The sequence below is a fragment of the Baekduia sp. genome, from assembly GCF_035996765.1.
In the GTDB taxonomy this organism is placed as follows: domain Bacteria; phylum Actinomycetota; class Thermoleophilia; order Solirubrobacterales; family Solirubrobacteraceae; genus Baekduia.
The window spans coordinates 115,511-131,994 of record NZ_DASYJG010000061.1; the positions used below are offsets into that span (position 1 = coordinate 115,511).

Consider the following 16,484-nt stretch of genomic DNA (forward strand, 5'->3'; position numbering starts at 1 on the left):
TCCTATGCCTTATCCGTGATCGAGAAGGAAACGTGCGAGGCGCCGCCCCCGGCGGGGGCGAACGCCACGCGCAGCCTCAGCTTGAGCGTGTGCCGGCGCTTGAGGACGCGCTTCTCCTTGGCGGTGAGCGTGACCCGGAGCCTGTAGGTCCCCGGCTTCGACACGGACTTGCGCGCGGCGCTGACCCCGGCGCCCGTGATGGTGATCCGGCCCGCCCGCGGCACCTTGACCGTGACCAGGAAGCTCGCGCCCTTGGCGGGGTGACCGATCACCTTCACCTTGCCCGCAGTCGATGCCGGGCGCCGTACGGCGTCGCCGGGCCCGGTGAACATCACCGTCGCCGCGCTGGGCGGAGGCGGCGGCGCGCTGCTCGGCCCCTGGCAGGCAGCACCCTGACAGGACGTGGGCGCCAGCGGGTTCTGGCTCGCAATGCCACCGCCGACCCGCGCGTCGTAGACGTCGCTGCCCCGATCACCGTCCTGGGCGACGAGCGGATCGTTGGTCGTGAAGAAGATGTCGGAGCCGTCTACCGAGGCATCGCGGAAGAGCGCGTTCTGCGCGCTCTGGCCTGAAGAGATGAGCGCGAGGCAGCCAGCGGCGCGCCGGCAGTCACCGGCGAGATCGGGCTCGAACTCATAGACGTCGTAGGTGTGGTTGGTGTCCCCAGCCAGGAGCTTGTCGAGAGAGTTGAAGAAGACGCGGCCGCTGTTGGAGATGGCCCGTGGAGAGGGGTGGGCGAGGACTTGGCCGTCTTCTTCTCCTGGAGGACGGGTGATGGTCGACATCGCCTGCGGAGCGTCTCCGCTCGGGCGACAGGAGGCGCAGCTAACTTCACCTGTTGGAGCGTGGTAGAGGAACACCTCCGGGCAGGCCGGCCCGAGGTCGTCGGTGTCGTTGAACGCCTTCCCACAACTGCGGCCGTTTGCTGCGGTGTTGTCATAGCCGGTCAGGGGGCGAGATGACTGGAAGGCGAGGTACGTCCCGTCGGGCGAGACTGCCGCCGCGTTGTTGAAGCTGACAGGACCCTGGCGCGCGCCGTTCCACGTGGCCCCGTCGTCGGAGCCCGACAGCCTGGCCACGAAGGTGGTGGTGCCATCATGGACCATGTAAAGGCTGCACTCACCGGTGGCGGGGTCGTCAGGGTCGGTAGCGCAATTTCCGGCCGAGGCGGGGCCCGGGCCGTCAAGGTCCCCGTTGGCCACGAAGTAGAGATATGAGCCGTCGTGGGAGGCACCGACGACACCGACCACTCCCGCGTCGGCGGTCGGAGTGAGATCGGTGAGCGTCCCGTTGGCGGTGTCGAAGCGGTAGAGGTTGGCGCCGCTGCCGGAGACGGTGTCGCTGGTCAGGCCGGCGGCAGCGTCATCGGTGAAGAAGGCGTGAGCACCGTCGGTGGAAGCGACGGCAAGCCCGCCGCCTCCACCCGGACCTGAGCCGCCCTGAGGCGCATCGAGTTGGACGGTGACAGCGTCGTCCTTGCGGACGTACAGGGCGCCGGCAGCGCGGAAGAAGATCCGCGACCCGTCTTCAGAGACGGCGTGCGGGTCGGCCGGGCGATACGAAGGAGAGGCAGGATCGAATTTATCTTCGGCAAGGTCAGCCCGGGCAGATCCCGGGAAGGCATGGCCGTCCGGGTCGATGCCGACGAGATGGACCGTGCCATTGCTCCAGTGATAGAGGTTGACGTCGAGATCGCCGGACGGCGCCGGGGCGTCGGGGGTGAGTTGGGCCCGCTCGGTAAAGACGACGTTGCTGAGGTCCGGCGACGCTCCGCGGAACACGGTCTCGGCCGAGGCCGTGTTCGCAGGGGTGACGTTGGCGAGCTGCCAGGTGTCGTTGGTGTTGTCGCGCACGAAGAGGTTGTCGTTGTTGGCGGGCTCACCGGGCACGAGCGGCGGATCGTCCTGGGCATCCTGGCCGCCGCCGTTGTTCAACGTGGCGTGCGAGAGGTCGTCGGAGAAGGCGGAGAAGACGACGGTGGGAAGGAAGAGGCCGTTCTGCTGGCGAGGGACGAGCGCGTGGCTCGTCCAGCCCGACGAGGACCTCGCGGCGAGGTAGGTCTGGTCGACGGTGGTGCCGGTCTGGGCGTCGCCGTAGGCCTGCGAGGCCGTGTAGGCGAAGGAGCCGCCCCCTGCGGCAGCCTGGAAGGCCTTGTCGACGGTGACGAGCGCTTCGGAGCCGTTCTTGTCCACCGGTGAGACCTGCTCGTAGGCGCGGCAGTCGGGCAGGAAAGCCGACGTCTGCCGAAGACGCAGCGCCGCGTTGGGGCAGGCGTCGGCCGCGTCGGTCGCGAGCGTCTGGCTGGTGAAGGCGTGCTCAGCGCCGGTCGTGGTGCCGAGCGAATTGGTCGCCACGGCGCGGTAGTGATAGGTGGCGTTGGCTTGGAGGCCCTGCAGGCGCCGGGTCCCGTCTGCCGGATCGAAACCGGCTCCAAGATCTATGTCAGGCGTGACGACGGCGTTGGTGAAGCCGCTGGAGCGGAAGGTGGTGTCGTCGACGTACTCGAAGTGCAGCCGGGTGTCGCCGCCGTTGGGGTTGACCCGCGCGCGCAACTCGGCGGAGTCGGCCGACACGTCGGAGACCGAGACGGCGTCGATGGTGGGCGGTCCGGACGGGATGACCTCGTCCGCGCCGCCGGAGGTACCGTTGGCGTTGACCGCGTCCAGGCGGTAGTCATAGGCAACGCCCGGGGTGAGCCCGGAAAGGTCGGCGTGGACCGCCACCGCGCCGTTGCCGGATCCCGGCGCCGGCACGCACGGTGCGGTCTGACCCGCGGCGTAAGGGTCCGGGTCGCCTGCGTGATAGTCGGCATGGTCGACGTACTGGAAGTGGCAATCGGTGATCGCGGTAGTGCGCGGATCGACCGTCCCGGTCAACGTGGCGCCGGTCGACGTCCGGTCGGAGAAGGCGCCCGTCGACAGGGCCGGGGTCGGGACGAAGACCTTAATCTGGTCGCTGCCCGCATCGGTGACGTAGATCGTGTCGCTGGAGGAGTCGACGGCGGCTTCGACGGCATCGGCAACGTCGCCGGTGCCGAAGTCCTCCCTCGGCGTGCAGGGAAAGTTCAACCGCACATCGCACGAGGCGGGGAAGCGGAGGAGGTGAAGGCCGTCGGCGTAGTAGACGTCGTCGGTGCCGAGATCGACCGCTGGACCACCGTAGAAACCCGGCACCGAATTGTAAATCAACCTAAGACCGAATCTCACCTGGCCCAAGTAGGCTCCGGAAGAGTTGACCTTGTAGCCATCGCCGAAGTAGAAGTTGCCCGTCGAGTCGATGGCCATCCCGCCGATCTCGCCGCCCCGGCCGAATTGGAAGCCGCCGATCATGGCGCCCGAAGGGTCGAACTCGAAGGTGTGGGCACTGTGATCTTTGCCGGCGAGCTGGCTTCCAGCAACAAGGGCCCATAGATGGCCTGCACCGTCGACCTGGATCCCCATGAGTCCGGTGTTGAAGCTGGGAGTGGTGGTCGAGTCGATGGTGTCCAGATAGGCGCCCGAGGAGGAGTACTTCTGGATTACCGGCAAGGTGTCGCCACCGAAGCCGTAGCCGACGTAGACGTCGCCCTGGGACGGACCGGAGGAATTGTCGACGGCGATCAGCTCCGGCATGTCGAACTGACCGGCGCCCCTGCCCGGGAGGCCGGCCTGGCAGCCGGAGGTGCAGGTCTGCAACGCCGGGGAGCCGTCGGCGACGCCCCAGCCCCAGGCGCGAATGAAGGTGCCGGTGGCGTCGAATTGGACGACGCGGTTGTTGGTGGTGTCGGCGACGTAGAGGTCGCCGGTCGAGCTGCGGCGCGCGAGGGTGCTGCTGCCGCCGAGGGAGCTCCTGTTGTCGACCAGCCCGAGTTGGCCGTCGCCTGAGCCGGGAGCGCCGAAGGCCGTTTTGAAGACGTGCGTCGGCGGGTTGTAGACAAGCTGGGGCGTGAAGGCAGTGATCTGGCCGGCTCCGGGGTCGACGGCGAGCACGCGGCCGGTGGTCGGGTCGACGGCGAGGCCGGCGGCCGCGGTAAGGGCGCCGGAGCCGAAGCTGTCGGCCTGGGAGCCGGTGGCGGTGAACTCGAGGATCGAGTTGCCGTGGGCGACGTAGACGTGGTCGTCGGACGTGTCGAGGGCCAGTCCGGTGGCACAGCCACAGCTGTCGACGGTGCCCAGGTCGGCCCCGGCAGGCGAGATCTTCTCGACGAAGGGTGTCCCGCGAACGATGTAGAGGTTGCCGGTGGAGTCTGCCGCGATGCCGACGGGGCTGACGCCAAAGGTGGTGTTGAAGGTGGTGGTGTAGGTCCCGTCCTGGCCAAACGAGAACATGTTGGCGTTGGTGTCGTAGACGAACAGGTTGCCGGTGGCGTCGACGGCGATGCCGGCCAGCGGGCCGAACGGGCCGCCGGTCGCCGTCGAGCCGTCCAGCACTCCGCCAAAGCCCCACGCGGCGATCAACGTGCCGTTGGCGGCGAACTTCTGCACGACGTTGTTGGTCGTGTCACCGACATAGACGTCGCCGTCTGACGGACCACCGGAGTTGTCGATCGCGATGAACGTCGGCGTCGTGAACTCCCCCGCCGCCGTGCCCGGCGTACCCGCCACACAACCCGTGGTGCAGACATCGACGCCCGCCCCACCCACATCAGCGCCGAACGCCCGCACGAAGCTGCCATCAGCACCGAACTCCACGACCCGCGCGTTGTTGGTGTCCGCGACATACACCACATGCGAGGTCGCGTTAACCGCACTACCACTGCTAGCCGCCAACGACAGCTGACCATCACCGGAACCCGCAGAGCCGAAGTTCGAAGCGAAGACGTGCGTGGTCGCAGCATGCGCAGAGCCAGCGAAGACCAGCACCGCGACCAGCACAAGCGCCAAGACGCAGCGACCCAACACCCCCGACGCGCCAGCGCCGGCCTTCAACTCACGGTCAGTCATGCAGGTGATCTCTCTCGTGGTGTGTTCGTGAACAGCAGGGCTTGAATGCGACAAACTCATCGGGCGACCTCGCCCCTTGCGCCAGGGAGCCGCGGCTCGTTTCCCGGCTTCTCGTCTCGCAGCACGCGTGCGGCGTCCGCTCCGCGCTCCGACAACCGCCACGCGTTCGCGCGCCCGGCGCGCCGGCGCGTCACGACCCCGGCGCGCTCCAGGCGCACGAGATGACGGCTCATCTGGCTCTCGTGGCGCACGCCGATCGCACGGGCGACCTCGACGTTGCAGGCCTCGGGATGCGCCAGGAGGTACAGCACGGTCTGGCGAGTGAGCTCGGTGACCAGCAGCTGGTCGGCTGCCGAGACACGCGGCTCGGCGACGGCGACGACGCTCATCGCCGAGATGCGCGGCGGATCAGCAGCGCGCAGGCTCGCGACCCGCCGACCGGTGAAGGGGGCGAGCGCCGTGTACAACGCCGGCGCGACGATCGGCTGCAAGGACTCACCGGCCAGGATCGGGTCGGTCGCCAACTCGAGGATCGCGCCTACCGCACCGCGGGCGGCCGCATCGCGCAACCCCTCGTCCCCCACCGTCGCCCCAGCGGCCAGCACCAGCGCCAGCCGGTGCACCGCCGCGTGGCGGATGCTCAGCGCGACCGCGCTGCCGCTGTGGGGCTCAACGACGCACAAGCGCGCCAGCGTGCGGTCGCGGTCGAGCGTCGCGATCAGCGCCGCGACCGTCGTGCACGCGCGGTCCTCCCAGTCCTGCGGCTCGGCGCCGACCGCCGTGTTGATCGCGGCGAAGAGCTGGTCGAAAGCCTGGCCGACGGCGCTGACGAAGCACTGCTCGCCGTCGGTGAAGTGGTCGTAGAAGGTCCGGCGCGACATGCCCGCGCGCTCGCAGACGAGCTCGACGCTGGCCGCGCGCCGGCCCTGCTCGGCCGCCACGTGCGCCATCGCGGCGATCAACCGCTGGCGCTGGGACGCCTCGACCTGCTCGACGGCGACGCGGTGCCCGCGGCGCTGAAGCTGCCTCGATCCGCTCATCTCGCGCTCCGCTGGTGGTGCTGGTTGACCCATGGCTGACGTGCTCCCTCGACCGGTGCCGCCCATGCGGCGGCCGACGTCGGGGCAGCGACCATCGACCCGCCTTTCCGGACCTGCGGGCACGGTGCAACCGTGCCGCCGGCCGGTGGTGTGGCGAGGGCGACTGACCCAGCGTCTGTTGTGCGTTTCGCCCCGGCTCCACAGCCGGCGCGATGACCTCTCCTGCCCCGTCGATCGACCTCGATGCGAGCGGTGCGTGACGACCATAGCCGTCCCGTTCCCTAGAAGTCAACACTCATGATCCACCAATGTCCCTTTTGGTGTTCCCGGAACTGTGTTCGGACCCCATGGCGACCCAGGCGTTCGCGCGTCCGCGCGGGGCACGACGGGCCACCAGACCCTCGTCGCGCAAGGCCTGCAACATGCGGCTGACCTGCGACAGGTGCGCAAAGCCGAGCGCCACGCGGATCTCTTGGCCGCTGCAACCCGGATGCGCCGCGACGTAGCGCAGCACCCGCTCGCGCGGGGTCGGCAGGCCCCAGCCCGCGGCTTCCATGTCGCGCACCGGCATGCCGAAGAAGGAGGCCTGCGCCAGACCGTCGAGCACGCGGCGCTCGAGCCGCCACGGCACCGCCTCGCCACGGGCGCGCCGGTCGTGGAGCCCGAGGACCACCCGCCACAGCGCCGGCCCGTCGCCCTGCGCGACCGCCTCCTCGACGAGCGCGGCAAGCGCGTCAACCGGACCGTCGACGAGCTCGGCAGCACGCCCCGCGCGGGTCAGATCGACGGACGCCGCCACCGCCGCCGGCTTGCGGTCGATGAAGCCCTGCGCGCGCTCCGCGCCCACGTAAGGGCTCAGCGCCAGCGCGAGCAGCTCAGGGCGAAGGCCCTGCAAATCGACGTCTCCATCACGCAACAACCGTTCGCGGACCACCCCGTCGACCGCCGCGACCACATCGGCCGCCGGGACCAGCGCGCCCCGCGGCTGCGTCGCCGACAGCGCGGCGATCAGCGGCGCCAGCAGCACGTCGCGCCGCTCGCCGGCCCCGGTCGCGACCCCCGGAAGCTCGACCACGCACAGCACCGCCCAGGCGCGGTCGCAGTCCATGATCGCCAGGTAGGTCTGCAGCGCGGCGTCCACCCCGGCCGCCCACACGTCCTGCTCGGCAAAGGCCGCGACGATGCGCGGCACGGCGAAGGTCGCCGCGGCGTCGAAGGCCCAGAGCACCGCGTCCTGCTTGTCGGTGAAGTGCTCGTAGAACGTGCGCGACGAGACGCCGGCGCGGCGGCGGATGCGATCGGCCGACGTCGCGGCGTAGCCGTCCTCGGCCACCGTCTGCGCCGTCGCGTCGAGGATCCGCGCCCGCTGCAGGAACCGCGTCGCCTCTGTGGGCAGGCTCCCGTGCCCCGCCGGCAGCGTCGGCATGGGTCACACCCTCCGGACACGGATGTTTCTCGACACGCGGATCGCACTTTAGCCGTAGGGGCAAGCATCAACGTCTGCTCACGTCTTTTTTGGGCACCCTGGAGGTGGTACGTTGCGAACCGGAGCAGTCTCTTTCTGAAGGCGCTTCCCGTATCGTCGAACCCGCATGGCGTCCACCCGATCAGCCGCGTCACGCAAGCTGCCCCGAGGGGCCAGCGCGCTCGCGCCTGAGGCCGCCCGCGAGCTGCAGCGCGAGCGACTGCAGGAGGCGATGGTCGCGGTCGTCGCGCGCGACGGCTACGCGGAGGCGCGGGTGGCCGACGTGGCCGCCGAGGCGCAGGTCTCGCGCAACACCTTCTACGCGCTCTTCGCCGACCGGGAGGCCTGCTTCATGGCGGCCTGGGAGGCAACGCTCGCCCAGGCGGTCGCGCAGGTCGTGCAGGTGATGAGCGCCCGCCCGGGCGACCCGCGCAGCGTCCACGAGAGCCTCCAGGGCGTCGTGCGCGGGCTGGCCTCAGCCGTCATCGCCCGTCCCGACCACGCGCGGCTGCTGCTCGTCGAGGTGCTGGCCGTCGGGAGCAACGGCCCGGCGCTGCGCCGACGGGTCGTGCGGCGCGTGGAGCAGTGGATCGGCGAGGCGGTCAGCCGCACCGACGGGCCGACGACGATCTCCCCCAGCTGCCGCACGGTGATCGCCTGCGGCGTCCTGCAGGTCATCGACCAGCACTTGCACAACGGCCGGGTGCGCCAGCTACGCGGCGTCGCCGACGACCTGGCGACCTGGGCGGTCAGCTATGAGACGAGCTCGCCGCTGCCCGCCCACCGGCCGCTGAGCGAGCCGCCGGAGCCCGCCCCCGCGCGCCGCCCGCTGCCGCTGCCGCGCGGCCATCAGAAGCTGCCGCGCTCGTTCGTAGACCGCTACCAGCGCGAGCGAATCCTGCAGGCCGTCACCCAGCTCGCCGCCTACGACGGCTACGCGGGCGTCACCGTGCCCGAGGTCGTCGCCGCAGCCCACATCTCCAACAAGACGTTCTACGACCACTTCGCCGACAAGCACACGGCGTTCCTGGCGGCCTACGACGAGGCCTTCGCGTCGCTCTTCGCCGCCTCGTGGGCCGCCGCCGCCGGGCAGACCGAGTGGACCAGCGCGGTCCGCGACGGCATCACGGCCTGGGTCGACCACCTCGCGGCAGACCCCGGTCGTGCGCGCTTCGGCTTCGTCGACGTGCTGACCAGCGGACGCGACGCCGCCGCCAAGATGGACGAGAGCTACCAGGCCTTCGCCCACCTGCTGTCGCACGGCTACGACAACCTCCCGCCCGGCAAGACCGTCCCGCCGATCGCCGCCTACGCGATCTCGGCGGGCATCGCCGGCCTGGTCACCGAGTGGATCGTCTCCGGCCGCGCGCACGAGCTGCACGAGCTGGCGCCGGACCTCTGCTACGCCGCGCTGGCGCCGTTCCTCGGCGACCCGGAGGCGCGGTCGACCGCTGAGCAGCTCAAAGCCGCCTGAGTCAGAACGCGCCCAGCAGCGGCGGCGCGACCTGCTTCTTGCGGCTCATCACGCCGGGCAGGTCGATGATCCCGTCCTTGGCGTCCTTGCCGAAGGCGCGCTCGGCGGCGGCGATGTCGCCGGCCAAGAGCAACTGCGTGTGCTTCTCCAGGATGTCGGTGATCATCAGCGCCGAGAGCACGTGGCCGTTGCGGTCGTGCTGGGCCTGCAGCGCCTGGCGCAACTCGCCGAGCCGGTCGACGAGGATCGTGCCGGCCGTCTCGATCTGCGCGATGCTCATCGGGCCCTCAGCGGTCTCGTACTCCTTGGAGTCGCGCGTGAGCAGCGACTCGACCGACGCGTCGGCGGCGTCGGAGCCGCTCTCGAACATCTCGCGGCCGAAGGTCAGCGCCTCGACGCCGACGAAGTCCGCCAGGAACCCGACCGCCTCGCGGTCACGGTCGGTCGTCGTCGGCGAGTTGAGGATCACCGTGTCCGACAGGATCGCGCCGAGCAGGACCGTCGCCGTCGGCATCGTCGGCGTGACCTGCGCCTGCAGGAAGCGCTCGGTCACCAGCGTCGAGGTCGAGCCGACGGGGTCGAAGGTCGCGCGCACGGGCACCCGCGTCTCGATCGATCCAATGTGATGGTGATCGAGGATCTCCACGATGTGGGCCTTCTCGACGCCCACCACGCTCTGGCCTTGCTCGGCGTGGTCGACGAGCAACACCTCGCGTGGCACGGGGTTGACGAGGTCCGAGCGGGTGACGAGCCCCATCGGGTGCCCGCGCCGGTCGACCGCGACGGCCGCCCGGTAGTGCACGTTCTTGATCTCCTCGGTGACATCTTCGAGGAGGTCGTTGCCGCGGACGGTCAGCGGCTCGGCGTCCATCAGCGCGCTGCACGGCGCGGCCAGCGTCGTCATACGACCACAGACGTAGCTGTCCAGCGGCGAGACGACGACGGCGGTGCCGTGCTCGCGGGCGTACTTGAGGATCTCGTCGCTCGGCGTGACGCCGTTGGAGAGCAGCATCAGCGCGACGCCGCGCTCGATCATCCGGCGCTGGGCGTCGTCGCGGTTGCCGATGATCACGGCGTCGCCGGGGCCGATGCCGCTCTCGGGGAAGTCGGTGGCCATCGCGAAGACCCACACGCGCCCGGCGACGGCGACGTCCTCACCGACGACGTGCTCGCCGCTGACGGCGGCGGCGATCGCGCTCACGCGCGTGGGGGCGTCGACGAGCGTTGAGGCCTCGCGCGACTCGCGGATGTAGCGGCGGGCCAGCGCGCGCTCGGTCATGACGCCGACGAGCTTGCCGTCGTGGTCGACGATCGGGACGACGTCGAGCTTGTCGGCGGCCATCGTCAGGCCGACCTCGCGGACGGCGTCGTCGATGCCGGCGGCGTAGAAGTCCTGCTGCATCACGTCGCGCACCCGCAACATCACGTGCGGGAGGAACTCCGGCTCGGTGGCGCCCGCGCGCTCCAGGACCCAGCGGGTCTGGGAGTTCAGGTCGCCGAGGCGGACCGGGACGTAGGTGTTGTCGGGATCCAGGTGGCCGCGCAGCTCCGCGTACCCGATCGCGGCGGCGATCGAGTCGGTGTCGGGGTTGCGATGGCCTGTGACATGGATGTGCGGCACTGCCCCCATTCTTTCGCGGAAGGGGTCCGGGGCGCGGTCTGGTGCGGGGGCTCAGCCGGACGGGGGCGCGAAGCCTTGGGGCACCTGGGATGCGGAGCCGCCGCCCGTTGCGCCGGATCCGGGTGTGGCGCCGGTGGTGCCCGTCGCTGCGCCGCCGCCGGCCGCCGCGCCGGGGAAGAAGGCGCCGAAGCCTCCCGCGCTCACGCCCTTGGCCGTCGCGGTGACGCTCGAGGCGGTCACGGTGCCGCTGGACGCCGTGCTGCCCTGGATGACGACGGTGTCGCCGGGATGGACGCTGCCGACGCTGGCGGCGGCGTTGCGGGTGACCTTGGAGTTGTCGTTGGTCTTGACCTTGACGGTGGTGCCGTCGGGGCTGGTGACGTAGAGCGTCGAGCCCTTGATGTTGGCGACGGTCCCGGCGGTGGCACCTCCCGCGCCACCGCTGGCGCGCGCGGCGCCCGTCCCGGCGCCGCTCGCCTGGCCGCCGCCTGCGGCCCCGGCCCCGCCCTGGGCCAGCCGTGCCGCGAACGCCGCGGGCAACCCGGTGCGCGCGCCGCTGCCGCCCCCTTGGTGTTTTTGCACCTGGACGCCTCCGATGAAGCCGCCGGCCATCAGCACGACCGCCAGCAGCCCGCCGCTGACCGGCGTCAGCAGCTTGCGCCGTGGCCGGACGGGCAGCGTGTCGGCGAGCTCCGCGTCGTCGTAGTACTCCATGTCGGGGTCGTCGTAGACCGTGGTCGGCTGCTCGTGGTCGCTCATGGGTTCCTATTCGAATCGGAGGGCGTCGATCGGGCGCATGCGCGCCGCCCGACCCGCCGGGTAGGTGCCGAAGAAGAGGCCGGCCAGGACGGCCGCGCCGAAGGACAAGGGGATCGAGTAGAGGGCGATGACCGGTTGGACGCCGGCGATCTCGAAGCGGCTGCCGATCAGGCCCACCGCCACGCCGACGAGCCCGCCGAGCGTCGAGACCAGCACGGCCTCGGCCAGGAACTGGGTGAGGATGTCGGAGCGGCGTGCGCCGATGGCCTTGCGGATGCCGATCTCCCGCGTCCGCTCGGTCACGCTGACCAACATGATGTTCATGACGCCGATGCCGCCGACGAGCAGCGAGATCGCCGCCACCGCGCCGAGCAGGGTCGTGAAGACGCTCGTCGTCTCGTTGGAGGTCTCCAGGATCGAGCCCTGGTTGATGACCTGGAAGCTCGACGACGTCGCACTGTCGGCCGCCGAGATGTCGTGGCGCTCGTCCAGGACCGCGGTGACCTCGGCCTGTGCGCCGTTCAGCGCCTTCTCGGAGGTGGCCTGGACGACGATCTGGTTGACCGAGCCGTACCCGCTGAGGACGTCCTGCACCGCGGTCAGCGGCGCGAGAACGACATCATCTTGGTCGGTGACGCCGTTGGAGCCCTTGGCCTTTGTGACACCGACGACGGTGAAGCTCGACCCGCCCATCTTGATCGACTGACCGACGGGGTCCGAGCCGCTGAAGAGGTTCTCGGCGACGGTCGGGCCGATGACGACGACGCGCGTGTGCTTCTTGACATCGGCGTTGGTGAACAGGTCACCGTCAGCGACCTTGTAGTTGCGGGCCTGTGCGTAGCTGGGGGTCGTGCCCGTGACCGAGCTCGTGTAGCTGACCGAGCCGGCGACGAGCGCGGTGGTGCTTGCGGTGACGACCGGCGACGCGCTCTTGACATCGGGCGCGTTGAACTCGTCCTGCAGCGCGGTCGCGTCGGCTTGCGTGAGGCTGATCGTCGAGGCACCGCCGCCGAAGAAGCCCGGGCCTCCGCGGGCGCCTCCGGCTTGGACGAGCAGGACGTTGGAGCCCAGCGCCTGGATGCCGGCCTGGACCTGCTGCTTGGAGCCGTTGCCGACCGCGACGAGGACGATCACCGAGGCGACGCCAATCGTCATGCCGAGGATCGTCAGCCCCGAGCGCAGCTTGTTGGCCATGATGCCGCCGAGCGCGATCCTGATCGTCTCGCGGAGGGTCACGCGGCCTCTTTGACGTCGGTGCGGTCGTCGGAGACGATGCGGCCGTCGGCCAGCCGGATGATGCGGCGGGCGCGGCGGGCGACGTCGTCCTCGTGGGTGATCAGGACGACGGTGCGGCCCTCGGCGTTGAGGCGCTCGAAGATGGTGAGGACGTCAGCCGTCGAGTGGGAGTCGAGGTTGCCGGTCGGCTCGTCGGCGAGGATCAGCGAGGGGTTGGTGACGATCGCGCGCGCCACCGCCACGCGCTGCTGCTGGCCGCCGGAGAGCTCGGAGGGCAAGTGATGGACGCGCGAGCCCATGCCGACGGCGTTGAGTGCGGCAAGCGCGCGGTTGCGCCGCTCGGCACGCGGCAGCCCGGCGTAGCTCAGCGGCAGCTCAACGTTGGCGAGCGCGCTCGTGCGCGGGACCAGGTTGAAGGCCTGGAAGACGAAGCCGATCTTGCGGTTGCGCAGGTCGGACTGCTCGTCCTCGTCCATGTCGCGAACGTCGACGCCGTCGAGCAGGTAGCGACCGCTCGTCGGCAGATCAAGGCAGCCGATCATGTTCATCAACGTGGACTTGCCCGAGCCCGAGGAGCCCATGATCGCGACGAGCTCACCGACCTGGATCTGGAGGCTGACGCCGTCGAGCGCGTGAACGGCGAGGTCGTCGGTGAGATGGTAGGTGCGACGGACGTCCTCGACGACGATGACGGGGCGGCGGACGTGTGGTCCCGCCCGCCTTGACTCCGCGCTCATCGCCCACCGCTCCCGAAGAAGCCGTCCGGCGAGCTGTCGCTCATCGCCCGCCTCCTGCGGCGAAGCCGGCGGGCGGCCCGGCGCCGCCCGCGAAACCGCCGGCGCCGCTGAAGCCGGTGCCGAAGCCGGTGCGTCCCGTGCGACCGGTCAGGCCGCTGCCGGTCCCGCTTGCGCCGCTGCCGGTCGCGTTGGCGCCGGCGGTGGCGCTGCTCGACGTCACGATCACCTGCTGGCCGGCTGACAACCCGCTGACGATCTGCGTGGTGCTGTCACCGGCGACGCCGGTCGTGACGCGTTGCGTCGTGCGCTTGCCGTCCTTGACCACGGTGACGTTCGAACCCTGAAGCGCCTGCGTCGGCACGACGACGCCGGCGGCCTGCCCGGTGACGATCTCGGCGGTGGCGCTCATACCTGCGCGCAGCCCTTTGGTCGTCTGGGTCAGCGCGATCGTCACCGGATAGCTGACAGCGCTCGAGGTGCCCGTCGACGATGAGGACGAGGACAGCACGCCGATGTCAATCACCTTGCCGGCGACCTCCTCGCCGGACGCCGCGTTGATCGTGACCGTCGCCTGCTGGCCGACCTTGACGGAGTTGATGTCGGACTCGCTGAGGCTGACCTCGAGGTGCATGCGGCTGAGCTGGGTGAGGGTGATGAAGCCGGAGGAGCTGGTGGAGGATGAATCGCCTGTGCCGCTAGCCGCCCCGCCGGACCCCGACCCGCTGCTGCTGCCGCCCGAGCCCGAGCCGCTGGACGCGCTGCTCGATCCGGCGCTGACCCGATCGCCGACCGCGCCGTTGACCGCCGCGACCGTGGCGGCCGTCGGCGCACGCAATGCCGTCTCGGTCAGCGCATCCTGCGCGTTGTCCACCGCAAGCTGGGCGCTCTTGACCGCGGCGACAGCAGACGCCTCGCTCATGGTCGAACCGCCAGCGCCGCTCCCCCCGCTAGAGCCCGAGCTCGGCGTGGTTGTCGTCTTCGCGGTGGTTGTCGTCTTCGGGGCCGTCGACTTCGGAGCCGTCGTCGTGGCCGGTGCAGCGGTGGTCGCCGGTGCCGGTGTCGAAGCGGGCACCGCTGTCGTCGCCTGCGCCGCGGTGGCCTTGACCGACGCGATCGTTGCGGTCGTCGCCGATGAGGTCTTGGTCGACGCGGTGCTGGTCGTGCCCGACTCGATCGCGTCAAGCGTGTCCTGTGCCGAGGAGAGCGTCGCTTGCGCCTCGGCGAGGTCGACCTCGGCCGCCGTCGGGTCGATCCGCGCCAGCAGCTGGCCGCTGGTCACATGCTGACCGGCCTTGACGTACACCTTGGTCACCTTGCCGGTGGCGCCGAAGCTCAAGTCCATGGTGTTGGCCGGCGACAGGTTGCCGCTGCCCGAGACCGTCGACTGCACGACGCCCTTGGTGACCGTCACCGTCCGCTCGCGCGTCGTCGTGGCCGACGACTCGGGGCCGACGAGGATCACCGCCATGATCACGCCGGCGGCGGCGAGCGCGCCGAGGACGACGTTGAGCGGCGTCAGGTAACGACGGGTGGTTCGGGGCATACGACGACCAGCATGTGGTGCCGCGGTGAGCAGGCACTAAGCGCAACGTGAGGAAAGACGAAGAACGCTGCGCGGGCTCGCACTTACGGACTTCTTCGTCCGCGCTTGGCCAGCGTTTCGGTTCATGCGGCTCACTGCCTGCCCATGTCTCGCTTCACCACACCGCTGTCCGTCCTCGCCGTCGCCGGCGCCTCGATCGCCCTGGCCGCCTGCGGCAGCTCGTCCGGGAGCGGCAGCGCGAGCAGCACCACCGCGTCCGCCGGTCAGGGACAAAGCGCCGACCAGAGCACGGCCTTCAAGAAGTTCCAGGACTGTCTGAAGGACAACGGTGTGACGCTGCCCAACCGCGGCCAACGGCCGGGCGGCGGCAAGGGCTACGGCTACGGCCCACCCGCGGGCGCTGGTGGCACGCCGCCGACCGGCACGAACGCCGCACCGCCCGCCGGCAGCGACGGCCAGCCGTCCACCACCACGCCGCCCAACGGTGGCGCGCCTGGCGGGGGCTTTGCCAACAACCCCAAGTTCCAGGCCGCCATGAAGGCCTGCGCGAAGCTCCGGCCTCAGGGCCTGCGCGGCGGCCCGGGTGCTCGCCGCCCGCAGCAGAACATCAAGGCCTTCACCCCTTATCTCACCTGCCTCAAGGCTCAGGGCCTCGCGATCAAGGTCTCCGATGGCTTCAACGCGCTGCGCAATCTCAAGCGCGACGACCCCAAGGTCGAGGCCGCGCTGAAGACCTGCCAGTCGAAGCTCCCGCAGCGGCCGAGCGCTCAGCAGGGGACGGCGACGACGGGGACGACGTAGGCGCCGATCCAGGTCGCTTGGTGTCCCACAGAGGGACACCAGACGACCCCGATCCCGTCGACTCGAGCGCCAGCGACGCCTAGCGCCCCGTCCGCAGCCGATGCAAGAACGTGTACAAGTCCCGCGCCGTCTTGCCCGGCAGTCCCGGCACCGCCTCCAGCTGCTCCCGGGTCGCCTCCAGCACCGCGTCCGGCGACCCGAAGTGGTTCAACAACGCCCGCTTGCGCCCCTCGCCGATGCCCGGCAGGTCATCCAGTACCGACACGGTCATCGCGCGATCGCGCCGCGTGCGGTGGTGGGTGATCGCGAAGCGGTGGGCCTCGTCGCGCACTCGCTGCAGTAGCTGGAGCGCCGCCGTGTCGTGAGGCAACACGATCGGGTCCGGTCGTCCCGGCACGAAGACCTCCTCGATCCGCTTGGCCAGCGAGACCACCGCCACGCCGCGATCCAGGAAGCCCCGCAACGCCTCGACACCCGCCGAGAGCTGCCCCTTCCCACCATCGATCACAATCAGGTTGGGAAGCGTGGCGAACGACTCGTTGCGATCCGGATCGTGCGGTGACAGATCCTGCTGGCGCTCCCAGTTCGCCAACCGCCGCGTCAACACCTCGCTCATCGACGCGAAGTCATCCGGAACGCCCTCCTCCCCTCCGCGGATCGTGAAGCGCCGGTAGTCGGCCTTCTTCGGCGCGCCGCCCTCGAAGACGACCATCGACGCGACCGTGTGGGTCCCCATCAGGTTGGAGATGTCGAAGCACTCGATCCGCAGCGGCAGCGCGTCGAGGCGCAGCTCGGACTGGAGGTCGTCCAACGCCTCGACCCGCTGCTGGCGCGAGCGCTCGGCCTTGAGCCGCTCCTGGTCGAGCGCCAGCCGCGCGTTGCGCTC

Annotated in this window: 11 protein-coding genes; 2 read left to right on the forward strand and 9 right to left on the reverse strand. The window is 70.3% G+C overall.

Annotated elements, in window-relative coordinates; translation table 11 throughout:
• Window positions 1–2: 2 nt before the first annotated feature.
• From VGO10_RS14060 to VGO10_RS14070, 3 genes are all read right to left on the reverse strand, one after another.
• Entirely contained in the window at window positions 3–4,922 is a 4,920-nt protein-coding gene (locus VGO10_RS14060; RefSeq protein WP_327469351.1) for a hypothetical protein, read from the reverse strand.
• Window positions 4,923–4,978: 56 nt separating this feature from the next.
• Window positions 4,979–5,962, reverse strand: a complete 984-nt coding sequence (locus VGO10_RS14065) for a TetR family transcriptional regulator (protein ID WP_327469353.1) — start codon at window positions 5,960–5,962, stop codon at window positions 4,979–4,981.
• Window positions 5,963–6,257: 295 nt separating this feature from the next.
• Window positions 6,258–7,388 carry a TetR family transcriptional regulator gene (locus VGO10_RS14070; RefSeq protein ID WP_327469355.1) on the reverse strand — a complete coding sequence of 377 codons (1,131 nt, stop codon included), beginning with the start codon at window positions 7,386–7,388 and terminating at the stop codon, window positions 6,258–6,260.
• 166 nt (window positions 7,389–7,554) lie between these two features.
• Between VGO10_RS14070 and VGO10_RS14075 the strand changes: the two genes are divergently transcribed.
• Window positions 7,555–8,901: a TetR/AcrR family transcriptional regulator gene (locus tag VGO10_RS14075; RefSeq protein WP_327469357.1), complete on the forward strand. Its 1,347-nt coding sequence runs from the start codon at window positions 7,555–7,557 to the stop codon at window positions 8,899–8,901.
• Between the two features lies 1 nt (window position 8,902).
• Here the strand turns inward: VGO10_RS14075 and VGO10_RS14080 are convergent, their stop codons facing one another.
• The 5 genes from VGO10_RS14080 to VGO10_RS14100 are packed head-to-tail and all read right to left on the reverse strand — an operon-like array spanning window position 8,903 to window position 14,797.
• Window positions 8,903–10,522 (reverse strand): putative manganese-dependent inorganic diphosphatase, encoded by a 1,620-nt coding sequence (locus tag VGO10_RS14080; RefSeq protein ID WP_327469359.1) that lies wholly within the window; start codon window positions 10,520–10,522, stop codon window positions 8,903–8,905.
• Between the two features lie 51 nt (window positions 10,523–10,573).
• Window positions 10,574–11,281, reverse strand: a complete 708-nt coding sequence (locus VGO10_RS14085; RefSeq protein ID WP_327469361.1) for a hypothetical protein — start codon at window positions 11,279–11,281, stop codon at window positions 10,574–10,576.
• A 6-nt stretch (window positions 11,282–11,287) separates the two neighbouring features.
• A complete protein-coding gene (locus tag VGO10_RS14090; RefSeq protein WP_327469363.1) occupies window positions 11,288–12,517 on the reverse strand; it encodes an ABC transporter permease in 1,230 nt (409 codons plus the stop codon).
• Window positions 12,514–13,254 (reverse strand): ABC transporter ATP-binding protein, encoded by a 741-nt coding sequence (locus VGO10_RS14095; protein WP_327469365.1) that lies wholly within the window; start codon window positions 13,252–13,254, stop codon window positions 12,514–12,516. The genes VGO10_RS14090 and VGO10_RS14095 overlap by 4 nt, the downstream gene beginning before the upstream one ends.
• Before the next feature lie 40 nt (window positions 13,255–13,294).
• Entirely contained in the window at window positions 13,295–14,797 is a 1,503-nt protein-coding gene (locus VGO10_RS14100) for an efflux RND transporter periplasmic adaptor subunit (RefSeq protein WP_327469367.1), read from the reverse strand.
• A 144-nt stretch (window positions 14,798–14,941) separates the two neighbouring features.
• On the opposite strand from VGO10_RS14100, the gene VGO10_RS14105 reads away from it, so the two are divergent.
• Complete coding sequence (locus tag VGO10_RS14105; RefSeq protein ID WP_327469369.1) at window positions 14,942–15,598, forward strand: hypothetical protein; 657 nt, start codon at window positions 14,942–14,944, stop codon at window positions 15,596–15,598.
• Window positions 15,599–15,677: 79 nt separating this feature from the next.
• Here VGO10_RS14105 and VGO10_RS14110 read toward each other — a convergent pair.
• Window positions 15,678–16,484: helix-hairpin-helix domain-containing protein (locus VGO10_RS14110; RefSeq protein ID WP_327469370.1), on the reverse strand; the 807-nt coding region annotated here is incomplete at its 5' end.